Below are 20,844 nucleotides of genomic sequence, written 5' to 3'. Positions count from 1 at the left end.
GACCGCCGCGGTGTGGTTGAACGTGCGGGCGAGGTCGGCCGGCTCGTCCCGGCCGCGCACTTGGGCGCGCGGGGACCCGGCTTGGGGCCGCCCGGCGCGCGGGTTCCGGCGCCGTTGCCGGCCTGCGGGCCGGCGGCGGGCGGGGCGCTCGGGCCCTGCGCCGCGGGCGCGTTCACCGGCGTGCCCGGCGCCGGCGGGACCGGCGGGCGGGGACCCGGCTTGGGCGCGCCGCCCTGGCCGCCGGGGCCCGGCTTGGGCGCGGGCGGGCGCGGCGCGGCGGGCCGGGGGGCCTGCGGGCGCGCACCCTGCCCGTCGGAGGCGCCGCCGGGCGGACCCGGACGCGGCGCGGCTGGACGCGGGCCCGACGGCCGCTTCGGCGCGGCCCGCTTGTCCCCCTGCTTGGGGGACGGAGAAGAAGAAGAAGAATTGGAGAAGGCTTCCGTGAGCCTGCGAACGACCGGCGCCTCGATCGTGGAGGACGCCGACCGGACGAACTCGCCCATTTCCTGGAGCTTGGCCATGACGACCTTGCTCTCTACACCGAACTCCTTGGCGAGCTCATATACCCGGACCTTGGCCACTGCACTCCCTACTCGGTCCGGGGGTGGGGCCTCCGGACCGTCGCTAACTTGCCGTACTCATCGCGGCGTGCTCATCGAGCGCTCATAGCAATCTCGACCTGCTTCCGACTAGACGTCGCTTACCATTCGGCCATCCTGCTGCTGCGCGGCGTGTGCCGCAAGCCGCTCCCGCAGCGCACGGGCGTCGAGCGGGCCCGGCAGGCGGAACGCCCGCGGGAACGCCCGACGTCGCTCTGCGAGCTCGAGACACGCCGGATCGGGGTGCAGGTGCGCGCCCCGTCCCGGCAGCCGCCCATGAGGGTCGGGGACGATGACGCCCTCGACCACCACCAGGCGCAGCAAGTCGGACTTGGCCGTGCGAACCCGGCAGCCCACACACGTGCGAACGGGGGCCGCCCGGCCACGTTCCATGAGTCTACCGCGCCGAGGCGTCCGCGGGGCCGGTCGCATGCTCTCCTGACGTAGAAGATCCGGTTTGGCCGGGCTCGGTCGGCTTCACGGGCGCCTGCTCGGGCTCGGTGTCGGACCGGATGTCGATCCGCCACCCGGTGAGCCGGGCCGCGAGCCGCGCGTTCTGCCCCTCCTTGCCGATGGCGAGGGACAGCTGGTAGTCGGGCACCACCACCCGGGCGACCCGGGCGTCGGCGTCGATGACCTCGACATGGGAAACCCGCGCGGGCGACAGGGCATTCCCGACGAACTCGGCGGGATCCTCCGACCAGTCCACGATGTCGATCTTCTCGCCGTGCAGCTCGGCCATCACGTTGCGGACCCGCCCGCCGAGCGGCCCGATGCAGGCGCCCTTGGCGTTCACGCCCTGCTTGCGCGAGCGCACCGCGATCTTGGTGCGGTGGCCGGCCTCGCGGGCGATCGCGGCGATCTCCACGGTGCCGTCGGCGATCTCCGGGACCTCCAGGGCGAACAGCTTGCGGACGAGGTTCGGGTGCGTCCGCGACAGCTGCACCGACGGCCCGCGGTGGCCCTTGCGGACCTGGACGACGTAGGCGCGCAGCCGCTCCCCGTGCTCGTAGCGCTCGCCGGGCACCTGCTCCTGCGGGGGCAGCACGGCCTCGATCCGGCCGAGGTCGACCAGCACGTTCCGGGGGTCCTTGCCCTGCTGGATGATGCCGCTGACGATGTCGCCCTCGCGGCCCGCGTACTCGCCGAACGTCAGCTCGTCCTCGGCGTCGCGCAGCCGCTGCAGGATCACCTGCTTGGCCGTGGTCGCGGCGATGCGGCCGAATCCGGTCGGGGTGTCGTCGTACTCGCGGAGGTCGTTGCCCTCCTCGTCGGTCTCGGTCGCCCACACGGTCACGTGCCCGGTCTGCCGGTCCAGCTCGACGCGCGCCTTCGGCGCCGCGCCCTCCGTCCGGTGGTAGGCGATCAGCAGGGCGTCTTCGATGGCCTTGACGGCCACGTCGAGCGAGATGTCCTTCTCGCTCTCCAGGCCCCGCAGGGCGGTCATGTCGATGTCCACGAGGTTCCCCCCTCTAGTCCGGCTCAGCCGGAGAACGCTTTTCCTCGGCCTGGGGGTCCAGGGGCTTGAACTCCACCTGCACCCGGCCGCGCCCCAGCTCACCCAGGCCGAACCTGCGCCGCACCGGCCCGGCGCCGCCCTCCGGCCCGGCGGACGTGCCGCCGCTCTTCGCGCCGGCTCCCCTGCCCCGGCGCTTCTGCACGACGTCGATCTCGACGGCCTCGTCGTCGGCCGCGACCACCCGGCCCTCGACCTGGCCGCCCTCGGTCAGCGGGGCGACGACCAGCCGGCCGACGGCGCGGCGCCAGTGCCGCGGCTCGGTGAGGGGGCGGTCGACGCCGGGCGAGGTCACCTCCAGCACGTAGGGCGAGGTCCCCATGACGTCGGACTCATCGAGGAGCCGCGAGACCGTCTCGCTGATCCGGGCGATGTCGTCGAGGGCCACCCCGCCGTCCCCGTCCACGACGACCTTGACGAGCCGGCGGCGGCCGGCCGGCCGGACGTCGACCTCCTCCAGGTCGAAGCCCGCCGCTCCGACGGCGGGCCCCAGCAGGCCGGTCAGCTCGGCGACGGCGGCGTCGCGCGGGGGCCGTGCGGAACCGGCGGCGCGCCGCCGGCCGGCGCCCCGCTCGGGGGCGCGCCTCCCGGCGCGGTGCCCGCCCTGAGCGCGGCCACCGCGGGACTCGACGCTCATGGGCCCTCCTCGTGTTCCCTCTGTTGTCACGCCTGCGGTCGCGGATGTCGCCGTATCGCTCGTCCGCCCACATCTCAAGACTATCGACAGCCGGGGACCGCGGCGGTCTTTCGGACGGCTCACCGGCGCGGCGGATATGGAATGCTTGAGCTGGCCCGATGTGCGCGTTCGGGGACGGGGACCGCGGAGGGCCACCGCCACCACACCACCGGGTGAGGAGTCTGCCTTGCCAGAGGCGATGCCGCGGCGCGCGCTGCTGCTCGGCGGCGGGGCCGCGCTGGTCCTGCCGTGGCTCTCGGGCTGCGCCGCGGAGGCGGCCCCGCGCAGGGACGTGTCCGTGCTCGTCCGCGCGATGGCGTCCGAGCAGGAGCTGATCGCGGCGTACGGGGCGGCGCGGTCCGCCGGCTCCGCGCCCGCCGGGCGGCTCGACGCCGCCCTCGCGCACCACCGGGAGCATCTGGCCGTCCTGAAGCGCCACTACGTGCCGGGGTCCGGCGACCGGGCGGACGAGGGCGGCGCCATGCCGGGCCCGAGCCCCGCCCCCGCGGTGCCCGGCGGCTCGGTCCTCTCGTGGCTGCGCGGGCTGGAGGACCGCGCGGCGCGGGCCCGCACGGCCGACGCCGCGGCGGCCGGCCCCGCGCTGGCCCAGCTGCTCGCCAGCATCGGCGCCTGCGAGGCGGGCCACGCCGGGACGAACAGGGGGGAGCCGCCCGCCGTCCGCTCGACGTCCGACGCCGAGGCGGTGCGGACGGCGCTGGCCGCCGAGCACGCCGCCGTGTACGGGTACGGGGTGCTCGGGGCCAAGCTGAGCGGAGCGCTGCGCGGGACCGCGAAGGACATGTGGAACGACCACCGGGCGCAGCGCGACGAACTGGAGTCGGTGCTGTCGGTCCGGCCCGTCCCGGCGGCGGCCGCGTACCGGCTGCCGGTCCGGGTGACCGACGCCCGCAGTGCCGCGCGGCTCGCCGCCGCGCTGGAGGACGACCTCGTCGGCGCCTATGTCGGCCTCGCCGGCCTCTCCTCCCCCGACCTGCGGGCCTTCGGCGCCGACAGCGCGCAGCGGGCGGCGGCGCGGGCGGCCCGGTGGCGGGAGAAGGCGGGCGCCGCGGTGCCGCGGGACGCGTTCCCCGGGCTGCCGCCGGCGGCGCTGTCGCCGCGTCCCGAACCGGGTGAGTGATCTTCCGCACGGCGGGAACGATGCGCGGGATCGACCGCGTTGCCCCTATGGCGGCACGCATAGAAGGACACCCATAGAGGGACACGCACAGAAGGACACGGGTACTACGAGGACACAGGTACAGGGACGACTCGGGGGAGGAGCCCAGAGGTGACCACGACTCCGAGGGAGGGCGGACGCAGCGCCCTCGACGAGCTGCGGGACGCCTACCGCGAACAGCTGAACCAGCTCGCGGCCGAGCGCGACGCCGCGCGGCGCCAGGCGCGCAGGGCGCAGGCGCAGGCGGACGTGGCGCGCGCCGATCTCGCGAGCCTGCGGAGCCGCGTGCAGGAGCTGCTGGCGGCCGCCGCACGGCATCTCCCGGACCTGCCGCCTCCGGAGGTGCCGGCCGGGGAAAGTCGGGCGGAGCTCGGAGCGGGCGACGCGCCGGAGGTCTCCGCCGCCGGGGACGCGCGGGCCCTGCCCGCCGCTCCGGACGCTCCCGCGGACGACGCCGCGCGTCCTGAACGGTCCGGGCCCCGCACACGACCCGAACGCGCCGAGCGTCCGGCGCGGGCGGCCTGACCGGGGAGGAACGGCCCGCCCAAGGGCCGTGCGGGGGCCGCCGGGACCCCGTCCCGGCGGTCTCCGCTCGCGGCGTCCCTTAGGGTTCTGCGAATGACCGCGTACGGCCTTCTCGTCTCCCCCTCCCACAACCGCGTGTACGCCCAGTCCGCCGCCGCCCTGGTGCGCGCCGAGCTGACCGTGTTCGGTGAGCGGGCCCTCGGCGGACGGCTCGGCGACGTCCGGGAGACGGAGATCGGCGGCGTCCCGTACGTGACCTTCGACGCCGACGAGCTGACGGAACTGGACATCCGTCTCCTGTCGAACCTGTCGTCGTTGTACGCGCTGTTCCAGATCGAGGGCGATCTGCTGCGCCCGGTCCCACTCCAGCCGCTGGACCTGTTCGGCAGCGATCTCCTGTCCATCCAGAAGTACTCCGGCAAGACGAACGAGTACTTCACCAAGCTGCTGCTGAACGTCACGGCGATGGCGATGGATTCGCCCATGGACCTGGTGACCGGCCGCCCCCGCGTCCTCGACCCCATGTGCGGACGGGGCACGACCCTCAACCAGGCCATGATGTACGGGCTGGACGCCGCCGGGATCGACATCGACGGCAAGGACTTCGACGCCTACGCGGCCTTCATCAAGACCTGGCTGAAGAACAACAGGGTCAAGCACCAGGCGGAGACGGCCAACATCCGGCGGGAGAAGGCCGTCATCGGGCGCCGCCTGCACGTGACGCTCGGGGCGTCCAAGGAGCGGTACAAGAGCGGCGAGACGATGGAGATCACCGTCGTGAACGGCGATGCCGTCGAGGCCGAGCGGTTCTTCCGCCCCGCCTCGTTCGACCTGATCGTGACGGACGCGCCGTACGGCGTCCAGCACGGCAGCCGCCGCGGCCGCGCGGGGGACTCCCCCCGCACCGCCAAGGGTGCGCAGCCCGGCCGCGGGGGGAAGGCGCGGCTGTCGCGCAGCCCCGTCGAGCTGCTGGCCGCGGCGGTCCCCGGGTGGGCGCGGCTGCTGCGCCCCGGCGGCGCGATCGGGATCTCCTGGAACACCTTCGTCGGCCGCCGCGAGCAGCTCGCCGGGATCCTCGCCGCTAGCGGCCTGGAGGTGCAGGACTCCGAGTCCTACCGCGGTTTCCGCCACCGCGTGGACCAGGCCATCTCCCGCGACCTCATCGTGGCCCGGAGGCCGTCAGGCTGAATGCCACTGCTCTACGTGCGGGAGCAGCTCGTCCAGGCCGTGGATGACGGCGTCCGGGGGCGTGAGGCCGGGGCGCTGGAAGGCGTGGGTGGTCTGGTGCCAGATCTGGACGGCGCGCAGGCCGGCGGACTTGGCGCCGTGGATGTCGTCGTACGGCCGGTCGCCGACGAAGACGCAGGCGGCGGGGTCTGTGGCGCCGACGGCGTCCATGGCGGCGCGGAACGCCTCCGCGTGCGGCTTCGTCCAGGGGATCTCGCTGGAGTAGACGGCGCCGTCGAGCAGGTCGAGGACGTCGTCGCGGGCGAAGACCCGCTCGTGCCACTCGCGGGTCCAGATGGTGTTGGACAGGACGCCGATCTTGATGCCGCGCTCGCGGAGGGCGTGGAACAGGCCGGGGACGGCCGGGTCGGTGTGGGTGTGCGGGGTCCACGTCTCGAAGTGCGTCGCGAGGAGCTCCTCGGTGGGCTCCACGCCCGCCATCTCGAACGCCTCGGCGAGCGTGGCGCTGCGGTGCTCCTCGACGCCGCGGCGCCACAGCTCCAGCTCGGCTCCGGCGAGCGCGGCGGCGGCCTTCTCGACCTCGTCCTCGGGCAGGTGGGCGGAGCAGATCGCCCGCCACATGTCGGCCAGTTCGAGGTCGTGCCACGGGGTCAGGGTGCCGCCCCAGTCGAAGATCACAGCTTGTACGCCCATGACCGGATCGTAACCATAGGGCGGAGACGGACGATCACCGTTTACGCTGTGGATCCTCCCGGAGGGCGCGACCGGGGGCAGGTCACGTCCGACGAGGAGCCCTCGATGCGCAGACCCCTGCTCGCCGCCCTGCTCGCCGCCGCCCTGGCGGCGCCCATGGCCGGCGCGGCCGCGCCGGCGGCGGCCGACCCGATCCCCGACGGGCCCGGCAGGGGCTTCGTCCCGGCGTTCGTCGGCGGGCCCGCCGTGCCGGAGCCGCTGGCCGGACGTCCTGTTCCGGCCAACCCGCACCAAGGGCCGGTGGGGACCTCGTCGATGCACGCCGACAGCTACGCGTCCGACACGTACCCGTTCCTCGGGCCGCTCGGCCGCGCCCCCGAGGTCCTGGACGAGGCCAAGGGCGGCGGGCTGCCGGGGCTGTGCTCGACGGTGACGTTCGCCCGCCGGACCGGCCTGATCGTCGCGCAGTGCACCCGCGGGCAGAACTTCGTCCTGCGGCTGATCGACCCGAAGACGCTGAAGGACCTCGCGACGTACGACCTGCCGCCCAGGCCGTCGACCGTCCAGGCGGTGTTCTCGCTCAGCCTGGACAAGGTGCTCACCGACACTTCCGGCGGGGCGTACTACTACCTGGACCCGCAGGACCGCGCGGTGCTGGCGGACTCGGCGTTCCATCTCCGCCGTTTCGCGCACGAGAAGGGCCCGGACGGCAAGTGGCGCTTCAGGGTGACCGACGACTGGGACCTCAGCGGCCGCCTCCCCCACGACTGCGCCACGTGGACGAACCCGTGGCCGAAGGGCGAATGCGACCCCATCACCGCGGTCGGCCCCGACTGGGACGGCCTGATCTGGTGGATCACCCGGAACGGGCGCGTCGGCACGGTGGACCCGGACTCCGGCGCCGTCCGGATGACGCGGCTCGCGGGTGAGAGCATCCAGAACTCCTTCGCCGCGGCCGAGAACGGCGTCTCGATCGTGTCCGACCACGCGCTCTACCAGATGCGGGCCGACGCGAGCGGCACCCCCGAAGTCGTGTGGCGCCGTACTTACGACAGGGGGACGGGACGCAAGCCCGGCCAGATCGACCAGGGCTCGGGAACGACGCCCACGTTCTTCGGAGACGGCTACGTCGCCATCACCGACAACGCCGACGACCGCATGCACGTCATCGTCCGCCGCAGCGACGACGGTGGGCTGGTCTGCCAGATCCCCGTCTTCGGCAGCGGGGCAAGCGCGACGGACAACTCGCTGATCGGCTACGGCGACAGCCTCTTCGTCGAGAACAACTACGGGTACCGCAACTTCTTCGAGCTTCCGCCGGGAGGGTCGTCCGCGGGCGGGGTGAGCCGCGTGGACGTGAAGCCCGGCGGGAAGGGGTGCGAAACGGCCTGGACGAGCGCGGAGCGTTCGCCGTCCACCGTGCCGAAGGTCTCCGTCCCGGCCGGGCTGCTGTACCTCTACACGAAGGAGCCCCGCAGGGACCTCCTCGACGCCTGGTACCTGACCGCGGTGGACGTCCACACGGGCCGGACCGTCTACAAGGTCCTCACCGGCATGGGCAAGTGGTTCGACAACAACTGGGCGCCCATCACCATCGGCCCGGACGGAACCGCGTACGTGGGCGTCATCGGCGGGCTCGTCGCGGTCCGCGACCGCGGGTAGGGCGGGTCCGCGACCGCGGGTAGGGCGGGTCAGCGGCCGCGGTGGCGCGGTTCCGCGGCCGCGAGTAGGGGCGCGGTCAGCGGGGATACCGGTGCGATCAGCTGAAACCGCTGCGAACCGGGAGGAATCCATGAGGGCAGGCGAGCCCGGCGGGACCCGCGGCTTCCGCGAGGACGCCGACGACATGGGCGACAACGATCAGGACGAGGAGATCGCCCTGACCGAGGAGTACGTGACCGATCCGCCGGAGGAGCTGGTGATCGAGGAGCCCGAGCAGAGCAGGGACGGGCTCGGCATCACCGAGTACGAGGAGCAGGCCGCCAGGCCCGGCGACGACGAGCGCCCCCATCCGGACGCCCCCGCCGAGTCCGACGCGGTGAACCCCACCCGCCGGCCCTGAACCCGACCTCGCCCCTCGTACCGCCCGGGGCGCCCGCGTCCGATCCCGGGGTGCGGGAGCCGGGGGCGAGATCGCCGAAGGGCCCGCGGCGCGACCGCGGTGACGCGTGTGGCAGGGGTCTCTTTGCGGTTCGTTTCCGCATCGGGGGGAATGTCATAGGCGGGCCGTAGGTTGCGCTTGGCGGGCTGACTTGCGAGGTGACCGGGACATGCACGAAACAGTCGCGGCACCGGCCCGTCCCCCGGCCGAGGCCGAAGCCGAATCCCCGTTCCCGCCCGCCGGTCCGGCGCGGGACGACGACGCGGCCCGGCGCCCCTGGTGGCGGCGCAGGCTGGGGCTGATCACGCAGTGGGCGCTGGTCCTGGCGGCCCTCGCCGCCGTCCCGCTCTACCGCGACGAGCTGCCCGACCTCGGCGCCGTCTGGTCGGCCGCGGCGCACGCCGACCCCGGCTGGCTCACCGTGGTCGTCCTCGCCGTGGCGGGGTCGATGGGCGCGTTCGCCCGGCTGCAGCGCCGGCTGCTGCGCGTCGGCGGCCTGCGGATGACGCTGCGCCGCGCGTTCGCGATCACCTACGCGGGCAACGCGCTGTCCACGACGCTGCCGGCGGGCCCCGCGGTGAGCGTCGTCTACACGTTCCGGCAGTTCCGCCGCGGCGGTGCGTCGGCCCGGCTGGCGACCGCGGTGATCCTGGCCGGCGGCGTCATCACCACCACCGCCTACTCGCTGGTGGGCCTGCTGGCGCTGCTCGCCGACCCGCACGCCCGCGGCCCCGCGCTGATCGCGCTGGCCGTCCCGCTGGCCCTCGCGGCCGCGCTCGTCCCCGCGCTGCGCCGGCCGCGGCTGCGCGCCCGGGTGACGGCGCCGCTGCGCCGCGCCCGCCGGTTCGCGCTCGCCCACCCCAGGACGGCCCCGTACGCCGAGCGGCTGGCGGGCGTGCGCGACGTGCTGCGCCCCACCGGCCGCGACTGGGCGGCGCTCGCCTCGCTGGCCCTGCTGAACTGGGTGTTCGACATCCTGGCGCTGCTGTCGGCGGCGCACGCGGTCGGCATCGACGTCGCGCCCAACGGCGTCGCCCTCACCTACTTCGCCGCCCAGGCGGCGGGCAGCATGCTGCCGCTGCTGCCCGGCGGGCTCGGCGCGATCGAGGGCAGCATGGCCGCCTCCCTCGTCGCGTTCGGCGCCGCCCTGTCCCCCGCCGCCGCGGCCGTCGGCCTCTACCGCCTGGTGTCCTACTGGGCGGTCGTCGCGGTCGGCTGGCTGGCCTGGGCCGCCCTGCACGAGCACGCCCGCGTCAAGTCCCGCCTCGCCGCCGCCGGAACCCTGCTGATGGACGGCATGACGGCCTTCGCCTTCGCCACCCCGTACACCACCGTCCCGCTGAACCCCCAGGCCAAGCCCAACCGCCCGTGACGCGGCCGGGCGCAACGGCACGGGGCGGCTAGACGGGGCTGTCCTCGGGGGCGCGGAGCCTGGTCAGCACCTGGACGGGGTCGGCGAGGACCTCGGCGAAGGCGAACTCGGCGGCGCCGACGAGGGTCGTGTCGTCGCCGAGCGCGGCGGTGCGGAGCTTGACCTTCTCGCGCGGCGCGGCGAGGGCGCCGGTCGCGAGGACGCTGCGGATCTGCGCGGCGGCGCCGAGGTAGATGTCGCGGAGCGTCCCGCCGAAGACGACCATGCCGGGGTTGAACACGTTGACGAGGTTGGCGACGCCGAGGCCGAGCCAGGCGCCGACGCGCTGCAGCGCCTCCCGCGCCACGATGTCGCCCGCGTCCGCGGACGCGAGGACGTCGCGCACCGCGTCGCGCCCCGCCTGCCCGGGGGTCTCCTCCCGGCCGGCGTGGGCGAGCAGGGCCCGCTCCCCCACCTCGGCCTCCAGGCAGCCCTTGGAGCCGCACGCGCAGCGCCGCCCGCCCGGGTTGATGATCATGTGGCCGATCTCGCCGCCGAAGCCCTCGTCGCCGCCGAGCAGCCGGCCGTGCGCGATGATGCCGCCGCCGACGCCGACGTCGCCGTGCAGGTAGATGAGGTTGTCGCAGTTGACCCCGGCGCCGCGCTCGTGCTCGGCCAGCGCGCCGAGGTTGGCGTCGTTGCAGACGGAGACCGGGATGCCGAGGCCGAGGCGGCGCGACAGCGCGTCGCCGAGCCGCAGCTCGCCGACGTCGAGGTTCGGGCCGAACATGATGGTGTCGTCGGAGCGGCGGACGGTGCCCGGGAAGCCGAGCGCCGCGCCCACGCAGACGGCGTCGCGCTCGGCCTTGCGGACCAGGGAGCGGGCGCCGGCGACGAGCACGCCGAGCAGCTCCGACGGGTCGGAGTCGCGGGTCCGCACGCCCTCGCGCCGGTCCAGCACGACGCCGCCGAGCCCGACGCGGGCGACGACGAGCCGGTCGACGCCGACCTCGAACGCCAGCACGTACACGCGGGTCGACTCGGGCCGCACGACGAGGGACGGCCGCCCGGCGCGCCGCCCGGGGCCGCGCGGCAGCTCCTCGCGGACGAGTCCGGCCGCGGTGAGGTCGGCCGTCAGCGCCATGATCGTGCTGCGGTTGAGGCCGAGGGACTCGGCGAGCGTCGCCCGCGACGCCGGGCCGCGCAGGTGCACGAACCGCAGCAGGGTTCCGAGGTTGTGTCGCCGGATGTCCTCTTGTGACGGGCCCGCCTTCATCATCGGCGCAGCCCCAGCTCTCCCGTGGTGCCCGAGGTGATCAGCTCGACCACCTGCCGGTGGGTGATGTCGGCGGTCCTGACCTGGGCGACCATGCGGCCGAGGTACAGGGCGGCGATCCGGTCGGAGATCGCGAAGACGTCGTTCATGTTGTGCGAGATGAGCACGACCGCGAGGCCCTTGTCGGCGAGCCGCCGGACGAACTCCAGGACCTGCTGGCTCTGCGCGATGCCGAGCGCGGCGGACGGCTCGTCCAGCACGACGACCTTGGCGTCCAGCAGGACGGCGCGGGCGATCGCGACGATCTGCCGCTGCCCGCCGGACAGCGTGGCGACCCGCCGCCGGACCGAGCCCAGCGTGCGGACGGCGAGCGTCGACAGCGCGGTGCGCGCCGTCTCCTCCATCAGCTCCTCGTCCAGGGTGAGGCGGCTGCGCTCCTCGCGGCCGAGGAAGAGGTTCTCGACGATGTCGAGGTTCTCGCAGAGCGCGAGGTCCTGGTGGACGATCTGGATGCCGAGCCGGGTGGCGGCGCGCGGGCTGGACACCTTCACCGGCTCGCCCTCGAACCGGTACTCGCCCCGGTCGATGGGGTGTATGCCGCCGATGCAGTTCACCAGCGTCGTCTTGCCGGCGCCGTTGTCGCCGACGAGCGCGGTGACCTCGCCGGGGTAGGCGGAGAACGAGACATCGTGCAGGACCTTGACGGACCCGAAGCTCTTGTCGATGCCGCGCAGGTCCAAGGCCGGCGTCACTGACATGCCGAGGGGCTCCCACCGTGCCGCACCGCCGCCGTGCGCCAGGCGGTCGTGGCTCGTGAGCGTATCAGCCGTGCCCGGAGCCCCGGAACCGCCGGAGGCCCCGTCCGGCCACGCCTGGGAGCCGATGGTGCGGGCCACCGGCTCCCAGGCGTCCCGGGCCGCGTTCACGGGATCACCGCGTCCGCGGTCTCATCGCCCGGCGGACGACCGCCGGCGCCTGGCCAGCGCGTCCATGGTGGCGGCGAGCAGGAGCACCACCCCGGTGATGAGGAAGCTCAGGTACGCCTTGGTCCCGAGCAGGCCCAGGCCGTTCTCGATGATGGCGATGACGAGGCCGCCGAGGACGGCGTCGCGGGCCTTGCCGCGCCCGCCGAACAGGCTCGTCCCGCCGATGACGGCGGCGCCGACCGCGTACAGCAGCGTGTTGCCGCCGCCCGCGTCGGTGGCGACCGAGTTGAGCCGGGAGGCGGCGACGATGCCGCTCACCGCGGCCATCCCGGACCCGATCATGAAGACGGAGATCCGGATGCGGGTGACGTTGATGCCGGCCCGGCGCGCGGCCTCGGCGTTGCCGCCGACGGCGTAGATGTGCCGCCCGTAGGCGGTGCGGCCGAGCACGAACGTGCAGACGATCAGCAGGATGCCGACCAGCAGGACGCCCCACGGGATGCCGCCCAGCGTGATCAGCGGGCTCGGCGCCCGGTCCTGGCTGAGCACGTAGGTGCTGATCAGCAGCGCCGCGGCGACGACCGCGGACTGCGCGATCACGAACTCCAGCGGCTTGGAGTGCAGGCCGCGGACGCGCTGGCGCCGCCAGCGCAGCAGCAGGGTCGCGGTGTAGCCGATCGAGCAGGCGGCGGCGAGCGTCCAGCCGAGCCAGATCGGCATGTTCTTGGTGGCGATCGCGACGATGACGTCGTCGCGGACGGGCACCGTGCCGCCCTCACCGATGAGCCGCAGGGTGATGCCCTGCAGGCCGAGGAAGAAGGCGAGCGTGACGACGAACGACGGGATGCGCAGTACGGCGACCAGCCAGCCGATGACGGTGCCGATGACGATGCCGGTCGCGATCGCGCTGATGATCGTGACGTACCAGGGCTGGCCGCCGTCCACGAGGAGCTTGGCCATGACGGCCGCGCTGAGCCCGCTCGCGACGCCCGCGGCCAGGTCGATCTCGCCGACCAGCAGGACGAACACCAGGCCCATGGCGAGGATCGTGATGGGGAGCGCCTGGGTGGACAGGTTGGCGAGGTTCGCCTTGCTGAGGAAGGTGTCGGGCTTCAGGGCGGTGAACAGGATGACGAGGGAGATCAGGCCGAGGATGGCGGGCAGCGCGCCCAGCTCACCGGACTTGATCTTGTTCCAGTAGTCCTGCACCGCCGACTTCACGTCGTGTTCGCGCCGGTCGGTCGCGAAGTCCGAGTCCGCCAGCTTCATGGCGGCGTCCTTCTGGCTCGGGATGTCGGTGGACACGCGGTCCCCCTTCAGATGCTTTCGGCGGCGGTCGTCGGCGCGAGGCCGAGATCACCGGAACGGCCGGCGGTGATGAGCTCCACGACCTGGCCGTGGGTGACCTCGGAGCGGGCGACGTCCGCGGCGACACGGCCGAGGTACAGCGCGGTGATCCGGTCGGCCACCTCGAAGACGTCGTTCATGTTGTGCGAGATGAGCACGACGGCGTGGCCGCTGTCGGCCAGGCGCCGGACGAGGTTGAGCACCTGCCGGGTCTGGGCGACGCCGAGGGCCGCGGTGGGCTCGTCCAGGATCACGACCTTGGACTCCCACAGCGCCGCCTTGGCGATGGCGACCGTCTGCCGCTGCCCGCCGGACAGGCTCGACACCTGCTGGCGGACGGACTTGACGGTGCGGACGGAGAGCCGCGCGAGGACCTCGCGGGCGGACTCCTCCATCGACGCCTCGTCCAGGACGATGCCGGTGCGGCGTTCGCGGCCGAGGAACATGTTCTGCACGATGTCCAGGTTGTCGGCGAGCGCGAGGTCCTGGTAGACGACCTCGATGCCGAGTTCGGACGCGGTGCGCGGTCCGTCGATCGTCACCGGGCGGCCGTCGAACTCGATCTGCCCCGAGTCGATGGGGTGGATGCCGGCGATGCACTTGATCAGCGTCGACTTGCCGGCTCCGTTGTCGCCGACCAGGGCCATCACCTCGCCCAGCCGCAGCGTGAAGTCCACGTCGTGCAGGACGTGGACGGCGCCGAAGCTCTTGTTGAGCCCGGTCAGGCGGAGGACGGGGTCTCCGTTTTCAGCCACGTGTTTCCTTCCAGGTTCTGCCGCACGCCCGTGGCGGGCCCCTGGCGTCCCGGGCTTCCGGGTACCCGGGACGCCCTCAGCGGTGCGGGGCCCGCCACGAGGTTCGACGGGGGTCGTTACTGGACCGTGATGCCGGCGGCCTCGCACTTGGCCGCGTACGCCCCCTTGCAGAGGTCGGCCGCCTTGACGGAGCCGTCGTCGACGACCTTCTTCACGTTCTCCTTGGTGACGCTGATCGGGTCGAGCAGCACCGACGGGACGTCCCGCTTGCCGACCGGGTCGTGCTCGGTGGCCGTGGTCTCGCCCTTCTCACCCTTGATCAGCGAGATGGCGAGCTTGGCGGCCGCGTCGGCCTCCTGCTTGGTCGGCTTGTAGACCGTCATGCACTGGTTGCCGTCGAGGATGTTCTGCAGACCCTGGACGGTGGCGTCCTGACCGGTGACCGGGATGTCGCCGGCCCGCTTGTTCTTCTTCAGGATCGAGATGACGGCGTTGCCGAGGTTGTCGTTCGCGGCGATGACACCGTCGATCTTGCCGTGCTGCTCGGTCCACATCTGCTCGAAGATCGTCGCGGCCTTCTCGGCCTCCCAGTCCGGGACGGGCTGCTCGGCGACCTTCTTGTAGTTGGAGACCTTGTCGAGGACGTTGTGCGCGCCCTTGGCGAACAGGGTCGCGTTGTTGTCGGTCGGGGCGCCGTTCAGGTAGACGATGTTGGAGTCCTTGTCGCCCAGGCACTTCTGCAGGCCCGCGCCCATCGTCTCGCCGACCTTCACGTTGTCGAAGGAGACGTAGTAGTCGGCGACGCCGCCCAGGGTGAGCCGGTCGTAGTCGATGGTCTTGACGCCCTGCGCCTGCGCCTTGCGCTGCACGGCGGCGGCGGAGTTGGAGTCGAGGCCGGTGATCAGCATGACCGTGACGCCGCTGGTGAGCATCTGGTCGGCGATGGTCTGGAACCGCTGGGCCGAGCCCTCGGCGTTCTGGATGTCGCTCTGGATGCCGGCCGCCTTGAAGGCCTGCTCCAGGTAGGGGCGGTCGAAGTTCTCCCAGCGGGGGGAGGAGGCCGTGTCGGGCAGGATCACGCCGACCTTGCCCTTGGCCGCTTCTCCGCCGCCGGAGTCGTTTCCGTCGTCCCCGCACGCGGTGAGGCTGAGCGCCGCGGCCGTCGTGAGGGCCATCAGGCTGAGGATCCCCTTGCGCATTGCCCGGGTCCTTTCTGGGGGCGGCCGCCGTGGCGCGGCCGGGGGTCTGCATTGGCCCGGTGAGCGAGATCACACGTTCACCGGGGTGAATGTTGTGTCCCGCAACTTATGTCGCCCATGTCCGTCGCGCCAGACCTGACGGCATGTTGATTTGTTGTCGGCGGTAACAATCACGTAACACGAGATCAACAAGGGTGATCCGCACGATGACCGGGACGCGGCGGCGGGGCGCCGCGGCGGGGCCCCGGGCATGCCCGTGCGGGGCCGCGTCCAGCGAAATGTTTCTCGGCTCAACATTCAGCCCGAGCCGCCGGGGCCGCCCGTCCCTCCCCCGGGACCGGGCGGTGCGGGGCTCGGGCCGGACTCCGGAGCCGTCCCGGAGTCAGCGCACGGCGAGGACGGCCGCGATGCGGTCGGCTGCGGCGGTGACGTCGTCGGCCCCGGCGATGCGCTCGCCCCACGACCACCAGTACCACCAGCCGTCCGCGCCCTGCTCCGCCAGGATGTTCTCGGTGAGGGCGGCGGCGTCCGGATTCATCACGTGCAGGCTCGGCGACTGCCCGCGGGGCAGCAGCAGGCGCACCCGGAGGCCGCGCTTGACCAGCTCGCCGCCGAGCTCTTCCAGATATTCGATCCGCGTCTTCGACGGCGCGGCCGTTCCCGTATCGTCAGGCGTCATCCTTGCTTCCTCACGGACTCCGCGCGGCCCGACGTGCCTTCACCCTCCCGCTTCACCGGCCGGGGCGCAAGCACATCGGCTGGTCAGCGCGGTGCGCCGCCCGTCCGGGGGCGGCGGACGGCCCGCGTTCGGCGGGTCCCCGGGACCCTATCCGGGATATGTTGCGCGTAGCACACGAACCGGAACAGGGGGACGGAGATGACGGTGGACGCGGACGTCCCGGCGGCATCGGGCGTGCGGACGTGGCACCGGTTCCACACCGCGGTCGGCGTGTTCCTCCTCGCGTACGGCGTGACGACCCTGCTCAGCGGGCTGCTGCTCTGGGGCGACCGGGTGGACGAGGCCGAGGGCTACTTCGGGTCCGGCCCCGCGACCGGCGTCCTCGTCGTCGTCAAGGCGGTGGAGGTCCTGCTCGTCCTCTGCGCGGCGGCGGGCACGGCGCTCCGCCGCGACGTGCTGTTCGTGCCGCCGCTGGCCGGCTGGATGGCGGGTTTCGCCATGTTCGCCGTCCTGGACGTCTTCAAGGGGCGGTGGGGCGGCCTGATCGAGCACCTGCTGTACCTGGCGGCGTTCGTCGTGCTGCTGTTCCTGTCCTACGGGCTCAGCGCGAAGGCCCAGCTCGCGAGCGCGCCGCGGGCCGCCGCCGGGCCCGGCGCGCCGCCCGCCGGGCCGCGCGGGCTCACCCGCACCCAGGAGTTCGCCCTCCAGGCGATCGAGCGGGCCGCCGCGCTGACCGGGCCGCGCCCGCGCCCCCGCCCGGAGAAGCGCGACTGATCTCGGCGGAGGCCGCCGGCGGCGGGGCCTCTCGCCCGGCGGCCCGCCTCCGCGCCGTTCGCGCTACCCGCGGACGATCCACGCGATCGCGGTCATGGTGCCCGGCGGGACCTCGGTGAACCCGCCGTCGCGCACGGCGACCGCCGCCTTCTTCACGCACATGCTCCACGGGACGTCCCGGGCCAGGTGCACGGGGGCGCCCGCGTCGACCCACGCCGCGACGTCCTTGCGGCGGCCCTGCCGGAGCAGCAGCTGGGCCGCGTGCCCGCACTGCGCGGCGGCCTTCCCGGTCGTGATCGTCACGTCCGGGTTGAGGGCCATCGCCGCGTACGGGGGCGCGGGCGGCGGCGGGGGCTCCTCGGCCTCGGCCAGGTCGAGGCCCGCGACCTGCAGCTTCGCCAGCTGCGGCGGGACGTCCGACACCGGGCCGGGCGGGAACGCCCGCACCTGCGCGCCCGCGTGCTCGACGGTGACGCCGGGCAGCGCCTGCACCTCCGGCCACCGCACCCCGCGCGCCCGCCTCGTCACCTTCCGTATGCGCCGCGACTCCCACTCGCGGACGGCGTCCCGCCATTCGCCCTCGACGGCGCGCGGGTCGGTGAGCAGCCGGACGACCGCGGTCGCGGCCGCCTCGCAGACCGCGCCGTGACTGGGCGGATCGGCCTTCTCTGCGCGTACTACCAGCTGCATCGCCCAGGGCGGATCATCGAGGGGGTCGTAGTCGGGTCGCACCCGAGGAGTATTCCAAAACCGGATCCGGCTTTCTCCCCGCGGATGCGGGGTAATGCAACTCTTGCCGTCCCCCGGACGTCGTTCAGGTACGGGAGGTCTCCGGTGACCAGTGGTACGTGGAGTGATTCCATACCGGGAATCGGAACATACTTCGTCGGTATCGACGTCGCTCCCGGCCGTTACCGATGCGAGGACGGCAAGGGCGGCTGGTGGGTGCGCTTCACCGGCCCGGGCGGGGGCGACCCGGTCGGCTCCTGGCCGCTGCCCGCCGGCCCGACCGAGATCGAGATCGCGCGGACCGACTTCGCGTTCGAGACCCACGTCTCCACGTCCTGGCGGCGGATCGCGCCCCCGCGCTCGCCCGAGGACGGCTCGCCCGGCGAGCCGCGCCCCGTCGCCGACCCCACGCTGCGCGCCGAGCTGGACACGATCGTCGGGCGCCGCCGCCCGCTGCTGTGGCTGGCGCCGCTCACGGTGCTCGCCCTCGGGCTGGTCGGGTCGCCGCTGCTCGGCTCCCTGTGGCTGATCGGCCTCGGCATGCTGGCGGTGCTGGTCGCTCTCGGCACCCCGTCGGTCTCGCTGGACCTGCGCCGCGCCCGCGAGCTGGAGCGGCGCCGCGACCGCTACCTGACCCCGGAGGACCTCGACGACGAGGGCCGCGCGATGCTGGCCCGCGTCCAGGCGGCGATCGACGCCGTCCGCGACTCCGCCGTCAACCGCGAGGGCCTGCTGGACGCCGTGGACAACGCGGTCACGCTGCCCCACCAGGAGTGGGAGATCGCGCAGGTCCTCGCCAAGCAGTCGAAGCTGCGCGCCGACCACGCGGCGATGGCCGGGGAGTCGGCCCTCCCCGAGGTCGCGGCGGCGCTCCGCCCGCTGCGCGAGAAGCTCGACATCTCGGTCGAGGCGGTGACGCGCCGCGTCGAGGCGCTGGAGCGCTACGCCGAGCGCGCCAAGGCGGCCGACGAGGTCCTGCGCGCCCAGCGCCACCTGGAGGCGATCGCCGAGAAGGCGCACGAGTACGACGAGCTGCTCGCCGACACCGTCCGCGACGACCTGGCGCTCCCCGCGATCGAGCGGCTCACCGAGCAGGGCGAGGAGCTGCTCCGCACCCTCCGCGAGCGCCTCGCCAAGGCCGCCGAGGCCGGCAGCGAGCTCCCGCCACCGCGGTGACCCCTCCGCCGGGCGCCGCCCGCGGACGCTAGCGCGGGAGGACCTCGTCCAGGTGGCGGCGGAGGATCTCCATCGCGGACTCCGCGCTCCGCCGCCCCACCAGGACGCTCGTCCCGAGGCCGTGGGCGAGGGCGAGCAGGCGCGCCGCCTCAAGGCCGGGGTCGCCGGGCGCGCCCGCCTCGGCGAAGAGCTCCGCGAGCTGCCGTTCCAGGCGGTCGGGGCCGTCCACGAAGGGCTGCGCCGCCAGCGAGGGCTCGGTCAGCGCCAGCACGGCGTAGGACGTCCACACCTGGTGGAACGCGCGGCTCTCCGGATCGGTCGGCAGCGCCTCGGCGAGCAGCGCCTCGACGACCTCGCGCGGTGACGGGTCGTCCAGGCCCGCGAGGCGGGCCGCCCACCGCTCGCGGCTCTGCCGTTCCAGCCGCTCCAGCGCCGCGTTCATGAGCCGCGCCTTGCTCTCGAAGTAGTACTGGACGAGCCGCAGCGACACCCCCGCCTCCGCGGCCACCGACCGCATGGTGACGGCGTGCAGCCCGTCCCGCGCGGCGGAGCGGACCAGCCCGTCGATGATCTGCGCGCGGCGCGCGTCGTGGTCGGCGGTTCTCGGCACACCCCTATGGTACCGATGTATCATAATGATACAGCCGTACCACAGTGAGGAGCCCTCCCGCCGCCCCTCGGGCTGACGACTTCCGGGGACGCCGCCTCCGGCGCGTCAGGCGGTCAGGGAGCGGACCTGGGCGGGGCCGGTGAAGACCTCGGCGCGCATGCCCGCTTCGCGGGCGGCGCGGACGTTGCGCTCGCTGTCGTCGAAGAACAGGACGTCGCCGGGTGCGGCGCCGAGGCGCTCGGCGCAGATCTCGAAGGCGCGCGGGTCGGGCTTGGCGACGCCGATGCGGCACGAGTAGACGAGCGCGTCGAAGCGGTCGAGCAGGGCGCCGTGCCGGGCCTCGAAGCGCGGGACGAGGTCGGCGATGATGTTGGAGAGCAGGCCGAGGGTGCGGCCCGCGTCGGCGAGGTCGTGGACGAGGGCGACCATCTCGTCGTCCACGCGGGTCCAGCTGTCGAGGTCGGCCTCGATCAGCGCGGGGACGTCGCGGAACCGGACGCCGAGGCGGGCCGCGACGTCCGCCCAGTAGGCCGCGCTCTCCTGGCCGGCGTCGTAGGCGGGGCGGCAGGCCCAGTAGGCGTCCCAGAACGCCGGGCCGCCCGCCCCGGCCAGCTCCTCGATCCGCCGGACCGCCTCCGGCGCCTGGGTGCGGGCGATCACTCCGTACAGGTCGAACACGATCACATCGGCCATGCGCCCGAGCCTATGCGGCGCGCGGCGGATCCCTCCGCACGGACCCGTAGCAAGCGCTTGGTAATACCCGTAGCCTGGGGCGGCGGCCGAATCGAGCAAGCGGTTGGGCGGCACGGCATAATGAGAGGGTGACGACCACGAGCGCTAAGTCCGGACGAACCAGAACCCGCGCGGCGGGCGAGGGCGGTCCCCGCCGGCGCGGCAGGGGCTCCTCGGCCCTGACGTCGGAACGGCGCGAGCACCTGGTCAGACTCGCGGCCGAACTCTTCGCCGAGAAGGGCTTCCAGGCCACCACGGTCCGCAACATCGCCGACGAGGCGGGCATCCTGTCCGGCAGCCTCTACCACCACTTCGACTCCAAGGAGTCGATCGTGGACGAGATCCTCTCCGGCTTCTTCACCGAGATCATGGCCTCCTACCGGGCCGTGATCGAGGAGGGCCGCGACCCGCGCGAGACCATCGCCGGGCTGGTCAGGGTCGCGTTCGGCACGCTGGAGCCGCACCGGGCCGCCATCACGGTGATGCAGAACGACTGGAACTACCTCAAGGGCATGGACCGGTTCGCCTACCTGACCAAGTCCGAGGACGAGGTCGAGAAGATGTGGGTGGACACGCTCGCCGCGGGCCAGAAGGAGGGGCTCTTCCGCCCCGACCTCGACCCGAAGCTCACCTACCGGATGATCCGCGACACCGTGTGGGTGGCGGTCCGCTGGTTCCGGCCGGGCGGCCGGCTGGACGCCCAGGGCCTGGCCGAGCACTACCTCAAGGTCATGTTCGACGGCATCAACCTGCACTAGCCCCTGCCCGCCCGCAGGCCCCGTGCGGCGCGCCCCGGCCTTTCGGCCCTCCGAATA

Annotated in this window: 23 protein-coding genes; 9 read left to right on the top strand and 14 right to left on the bottom strand. The window is 73.5% G+C overall.

Going from position 1 to position 20,844, the window contains the following annotated elements:
- From ABTW95_RS29310 to rimP, 4 genes are all read right to left on the bottom strand, one after another.
- Positions 1 to 581 (bottom strand): translation initiation factor IF-2 N-terminal domain-containing protein (locus ABTW95_RS29310; RefSeq protein ID WP_500227962.1); only part of this gene is annotated, 581 nt, incomplete at its 3' end.
- A 108-nt stretch (positions 582 to 689) separates the two neighbouring features.
- Positions 690 to 992: a YlxR family protein gene (locus ABTW95_RS29305; protein WP_396451633.1), complete on the bottom strand. Its 303-nt coding sequence runs from the start codon at positions 990 to 992 to the stop codon at positions 690 to 692.
- Between the two features lie 4 nt (positions 993 to 996).
- Positions 997 to 2,046, bottom strand: coding sequence for a transcription termination factor NusA (gene nusA, locus ABTW95_RS29300; protein ID WP_396451638.1), 1,050 nt, complete (start codon positions 2,044 to 2,046; stop codon positions 997 to 999).
- Positions 2,047 to 2,071: 25 nt separating this feature from the next.
- A complete protein-coding gene (gene rimP, locus ABTW95_RS29295; RefSeq protein WP_500227961.1) occupies positions 2,072 to 2,752 on the bottom strand; it encodes a ribosome maturation factor RimP in 681 nt (226 codons plus the stop codon).
- A 226-nt stretch (positions 2,753 to 2,978) separates the two neighbouring features.
- On the opposite strand from rimP, the gene ABTW95_RS29290 reads away from it, so the two are divergent.
- The 3 genes from ABTW95_RS29290 (at position 2,979) to ABTW95_RS29280 (ending at position 5,681) form a co-directional block, all read left to right on the top strand.
- Positions 2,979 to 3,929: a ferritin-like domain-containing protein gene (locus ABTW95_RS29290; RefSeq protein WP_396451629.1), complete on the top strand. Its 951-nt coding sequence runs from the start codon at positions 2,979 to 2,981 to the stop codon at positions 3,927 to 3,929.
- Positions 3,930 to 4,079: 150 nt separating this feature from the next.
- Positions 4,080 to 4,493: a hypothetical protein gene (locus ABTW95_RS29285; protein ID WP_500227960.1), complete on the top strand. Its 414-nt coding sequence runs from the start codon at positions 4,080 to 4,082 to the stop codon at positions 4,491 to 4,493.
- Positions 4,494 to 4,586: 93 nt separating this feature from the next.
- Positions 4,587 to 5,681, top strand: a complete 1,095-nt coding sequence (locus tag ABTW95_RS29280; RefSeq protein WP_500227959.1) for a TRM11 family SAM-dependent methyltransferase — start codon at positions 4,587 to 4,589, stop codon at positions 5,679 to 5,681.
- Here the strand turns inward: ABTW95_RS29280 and ABTW95_RS29275 are convergent.
- Entirely contained in the window at positions 5,673 to 6,374 is a 702-nt protein-coding gene (locus ABTW95_RS29275; RefSeq protein ID WP_396451623.1) for an HAD family hydrolase, read from the bottom strand. The two genes, ABTW95_RS29280 and ABTW95_RS29275, sit on opposite strands and share 9 nt — an antisense overlap.
- Before the next feature lie 105 nt (positions 6,375 to 6,479).
- Here ABTW95_RS29275 and ABTW95_RS29270 point away from each other — a divergent pair, with 105 nt between their 5' ends.
- The 3 genes from ABTW95_RS29270 to ABTW95_RS29260 all read left to right on the top strand — a co-directional run bounded on the left by ABTW95_RS29270 (position 6,480) and on the right by ABTW95_RS29260 (position 9,847).
- A complete protein-coding gene (locus tag ABTW95_RS29270) occupies positions 6,480 to 8,036 on the top strand; it encodes a PQQ-binding-like beta-propeller repeat protein (RefSeq protein WP_500227958.1) in 1,557 nt (518 codons plus the stop codon).
- Positions 8,037 to 8,166: 130 nt separating this feature from the next.
- On the top strand, positions 8,167 to 8,436 hold the full coding sequence (locus tag ABTW95_RS29265; protein WP_396451619.1) for a hypothetical protein: 270 nt from the start codon (positions 8,167 to 8,169) through the stop codon (positions 8,434 to 8,436).
- A gap of 208 nt (positions 8,437 to 8,644) precedes the next feature.
- Complete coding sequence (locus ABTW95_RS29260; RefSeq protein ID WP_500227957.1) at positions 8,645 to 9,847, top strand: lysylphosphatidylglycerol synthase transmembrane domain-containing protein; 1,203 nt, start codon at positions 8,645 to 8,647, stop codon at positions 9,845 to 9,847.
- A gap of 28 nt (positions 9,848 to 9,875) precedes the next feature.
- Here ABTW95_RS29260 and ABTW95_RS29255 read toward each other — a convergent pair whose 3' ends face one another.
- The 6 genes from ABTW95_RS29255 to ABTW95_RS29230 all read right to left on the bottom strand — a co-directional run bounded on the left by ABTW95_RS29255 (position 9,876) and on the right by ABTW95_RS29230 (position 16,008).
- The gene (locus ABTW95_RS29255; protein ID WP_396451636.1) at positions 9,876 to 11,102 is read right to left on the bottom strand and encodes an ROK family transcriptional regulator; all 1,227 of its coding nucleotides are present in this window, start codon (positions 11,100 to 11,102) and stop codon (positions 9,876 to 9,878) included.
- The gene (locus ABTW95_RS29250) at positions 11,102 to 11,860 is read right to left on the bottom strand and encodes an ATP-binding cassette domain-containing protein (RefSeq protein ID WP_500227956.1); all 759 of its coding nucleotides are present in this window, start codon (positions 11,858 to 11,860) and stop codon (positions 11,102 to 11,104) included. Before ABTW95_RS29250 ends, ABTW95_RS29255 begins: the two co-directional genes overlap by 1 nt.
- A 189-nt stretch (positions 11,861 to 12,049) precedes the next feature.
- Positions 12,050 to 13,333 carry a sugar ABC transporter permease gene (locus ABTW95_RS29245; RefSeq protein WP_500227955.1) on the bottom strand — a complete coding sequence of 428 codons (1,284 nt, stop codon included), beginning with the start codon at positions 13,331 to 13,333 and terminating at the stop codon, positions 12,050 to 12,052.
- Between the two features lie 11 nt (positions 13,334 to 13,344).
- Positions 13,345 to 14,130: an ATP-binding cassette domain-containing protein gene (locus ABTW95_RS29240; RefSeq protein WP_396451612.1), complete on the bottom strand. Its 786-nt coding sequence runs from the start codon at positions 14,128 to 14,130 to the stop codon at positions 13,345 to 13,347.
- A 116-nt stretch (positions 14,131 to 14,246) separates the two neighbouring features.
- On the bottom strand, positions 14,247 to 15,329 hold the full coding sequence (locus ABTW95_RS29235; protein ID WP_396451610.1) for a sugar ABC transporter substrate-binding protein: 1,083 nt from the start codon (positions 15,327 to 15,329) through the stop codon (positions 14,247 to 14,249).
- Between the two features lie 382 nt (positions 15,330 to 15,711).
- A complete protein-coding gene (locus ABTW95_RS29230; protein WP_500227954.1) occupies positions 15,712 to 16,008 on the bottom strand; it encodes a hypothetical protein in 297 nt (98 codons plus the stop codon).
- A gap of 198 nt (positions 16,009 to 16,206) precedes the next feature.
- Here ABTW95_RS29230 and ABTW95_RS29225 point away from each other — a divergent pair, with 198 nt between their 5' ends.
- Positions 16,207 to 16,782 carry a hypothetical protein gene (locus ABTW95_RS29225; RefSeq protein ID WP_500227953.1) on the top strand — a complete coding sequence of 192 codons (576 nt, stop codon included), beginning with the start codon at positions 16,207 to 16,209 and terminating at the stop codon, positions 16,780 to 16,782.
- 63 nt (positions 16,783 to 16,845) lie between these two features.
- Here ABTW95_RS29225 and ABTW95_RS29220 read toward each other — a convergent pair whose 3' ends face one another.
- Positions 16,846 to 17,514: a hypothetical protein gene (locus ABTW95_RS29220; RefSeq protein WP_500227952.1), complete on the bottom strand. Its 669-nt coding sequence runs from the start codon at positions 17,512 to 17,514 to the stop codon at positions 16,846 to 16,848.
- A gap of 102 nt (positions 17,515 to 17,616) precedes the next feature.
- Between ABTW95_RS29220 and ABTW95_RS29215 the strand changes: the two genes are divergently transcribed.
- Positions 17,617 to 18,687 carry an Rv1352/Rv1906c domain-containing protein gene (locus tag ABTW95_RS29215; RefSeq protein WP_500227951.1) on the top strand — a complete coding sequence of 357 codons (1,071 nt, stop codon included), beginning with the start codon at positions 17,617 to 17,619 and terminating at the stop codon, positions 18,685 to 18,687.
- A gap of 28 nt (positions 18,688 to 18,715) precedes the next feature.
- On the opposite strand, the gene ABTW95_RS29210 is transcribed toward ABTW95_RS29215, so the two are convergent.
- A complete protein-coding gene (locus ABTW95_RS29210; protein WP_500227950.1) occupies positions 18,716 to 19,297 on the bottom strand; it encodes a TetR/AcrR family transcriptional regulator in 582 nt (193 codons plus the stop codon).
- A gap of 105 nt (positions 19,298 to 19,402) precedes the next feature.
- Entirely contained in the window at positions 19,403 to 19,990 is a 588-nt protein-coding gene (locus ABTW95_RS29205; protein WP_500227949.1) for an HAD family hydrolase, read from the bottom strand.
- A 128-nt stretch (positions 19,991 to 20,118) separates the two neighbouring features.
- Between ABTW95_RS29205 and ABTW95_RS29200 the strand changes: the two genes are divergently transcribed.
- Positions 20,119 to 20,787 (top strand): TetR/AcrR family transcriptional regulator, encoded by a 669-nt coding sequence (locus ABTW95_RS29200; RefSeq protein WP_396450033.1) that lies wholly within the window; start codon positions 20,119 to 20,121, stop codon positions 20,785 to 20,787.
- Positions 20,788 to 20,844 lie beyond the last annotated feature (57 nt).

It is taken from the genome of Spirillospora sp. NPDC127506, from assembly GCF_040302145.1.
Classification (GTDB): Bacteria; Actinomycetota; Actinomycetes; order Streptosporangiales; family Streptosporangiaceae; genus Spirillospora.
The sequence above is the reverse complement of the archived record's forward strand: the minus strand, read 5'-3'. Positions and strand labels throughout refer to the sequence as shown.

Bases quoted from the DNA above. Each gene is read 5' to 3' on its own strand.
- ABTW95_RS29265 (WP_396451619.1), top strand. From the start codon at position 8,167: ATGAGGGCAGGCGAGCCCGGCGGGACCCGCGGCTTCCGCGAGGACGCC.
- ABTW95_RS29280 (WP_500227959.1), top strand. From the start codon at position 4,587: ATGACCGCGTACGGCCTTCTCGTCTCCCCCTCCCACAACCGCGTGTAC.
- ABTW95_RS29225 (WP_500227953.1), top strand. From the start codon at position 16,207: ATGACGGTGGACGCGGACGTCCCGGCGGCATCGGGCGTGCGGACGTGG.
- nusA (WP_396451638.1), bottom strand. From the start codon at position 2,046: ATGACCGCCCTGCGGGGCCTGGAGAGCGAGAAGGACATCTCGCTCGAC.
- ABTW95_RS29235 (WP_396451610.1), bottom strand. From the start codon at position 15,329: ATGCGCAAGGGGATCCTCAGCCTGATGGCCCTCACGACGGCCGCGGCG.
- ABTW95_RS29275 (WP_396451623.1), bottom strand. From the start codon at position 6,374: ATGGGCGTACAAGCTGTGATCTTCGACTGGGGCGGCACCCTGACCCCG.
- ABTW95_RS29250 (WP_500227956.1), bottom strand. From the start codon at position 11,860: ATGTCAGTGACGCCGGCCTTGGACCTGCGCGGCATCGACAAGAGCTTC.
- ABTW95_RS29205 (WP_500227949.1), bottom strand. From the start codon at position 19,990: ATGGCCGATGTGATCGTGTTCGACCTGTACGGAGTGATCGCCCGCACC.
- ABTW95_RS29305 (WP_396451633.1), bottom strand. From the start codon at position 992: ATGGAACGTGGCCGGGCGGCCCCCGTTCGCACGTGTGTGGGCTGCCGG.
- ABTW95_RS29260 (WP_500227957.1), top strand. From the start codon at position 8,645: ATGCACGAAACAGTCGCGGCACCGGCCCGTCCCCCGGCCGAGGCCGAA.
- ABTW95_RS29255 (WP_396451636.1), bottom strand. From the start codon at position 11,102: ATGAAGGCGGGCCCGTCACAAGAGGACATCCGGCGACACAACCTCGGA.
- rimP (WP_500227961.1), bottom strand. From the start codon at position 2,752: ATGAGCGTCGAGTCCCGCGGTGGCCGCGCTCAGGGCGGGCACCGCGCC.
- ABTW95_RS29230 (WP_500227954.1), bottom strand. From the start codon at position 16,008: ATGACGCCTGACGATACGGGAACGGCCGCGCCGTCGAAGACGCGGATC.
- ABTW95_RS29270 (WP_500227958.1), top strand. From the start codon at position 6,480: ATGCGCAGACCCCTGCTCGCCGCCCTGCTCGCCGCCGCCCTGGCGGCG.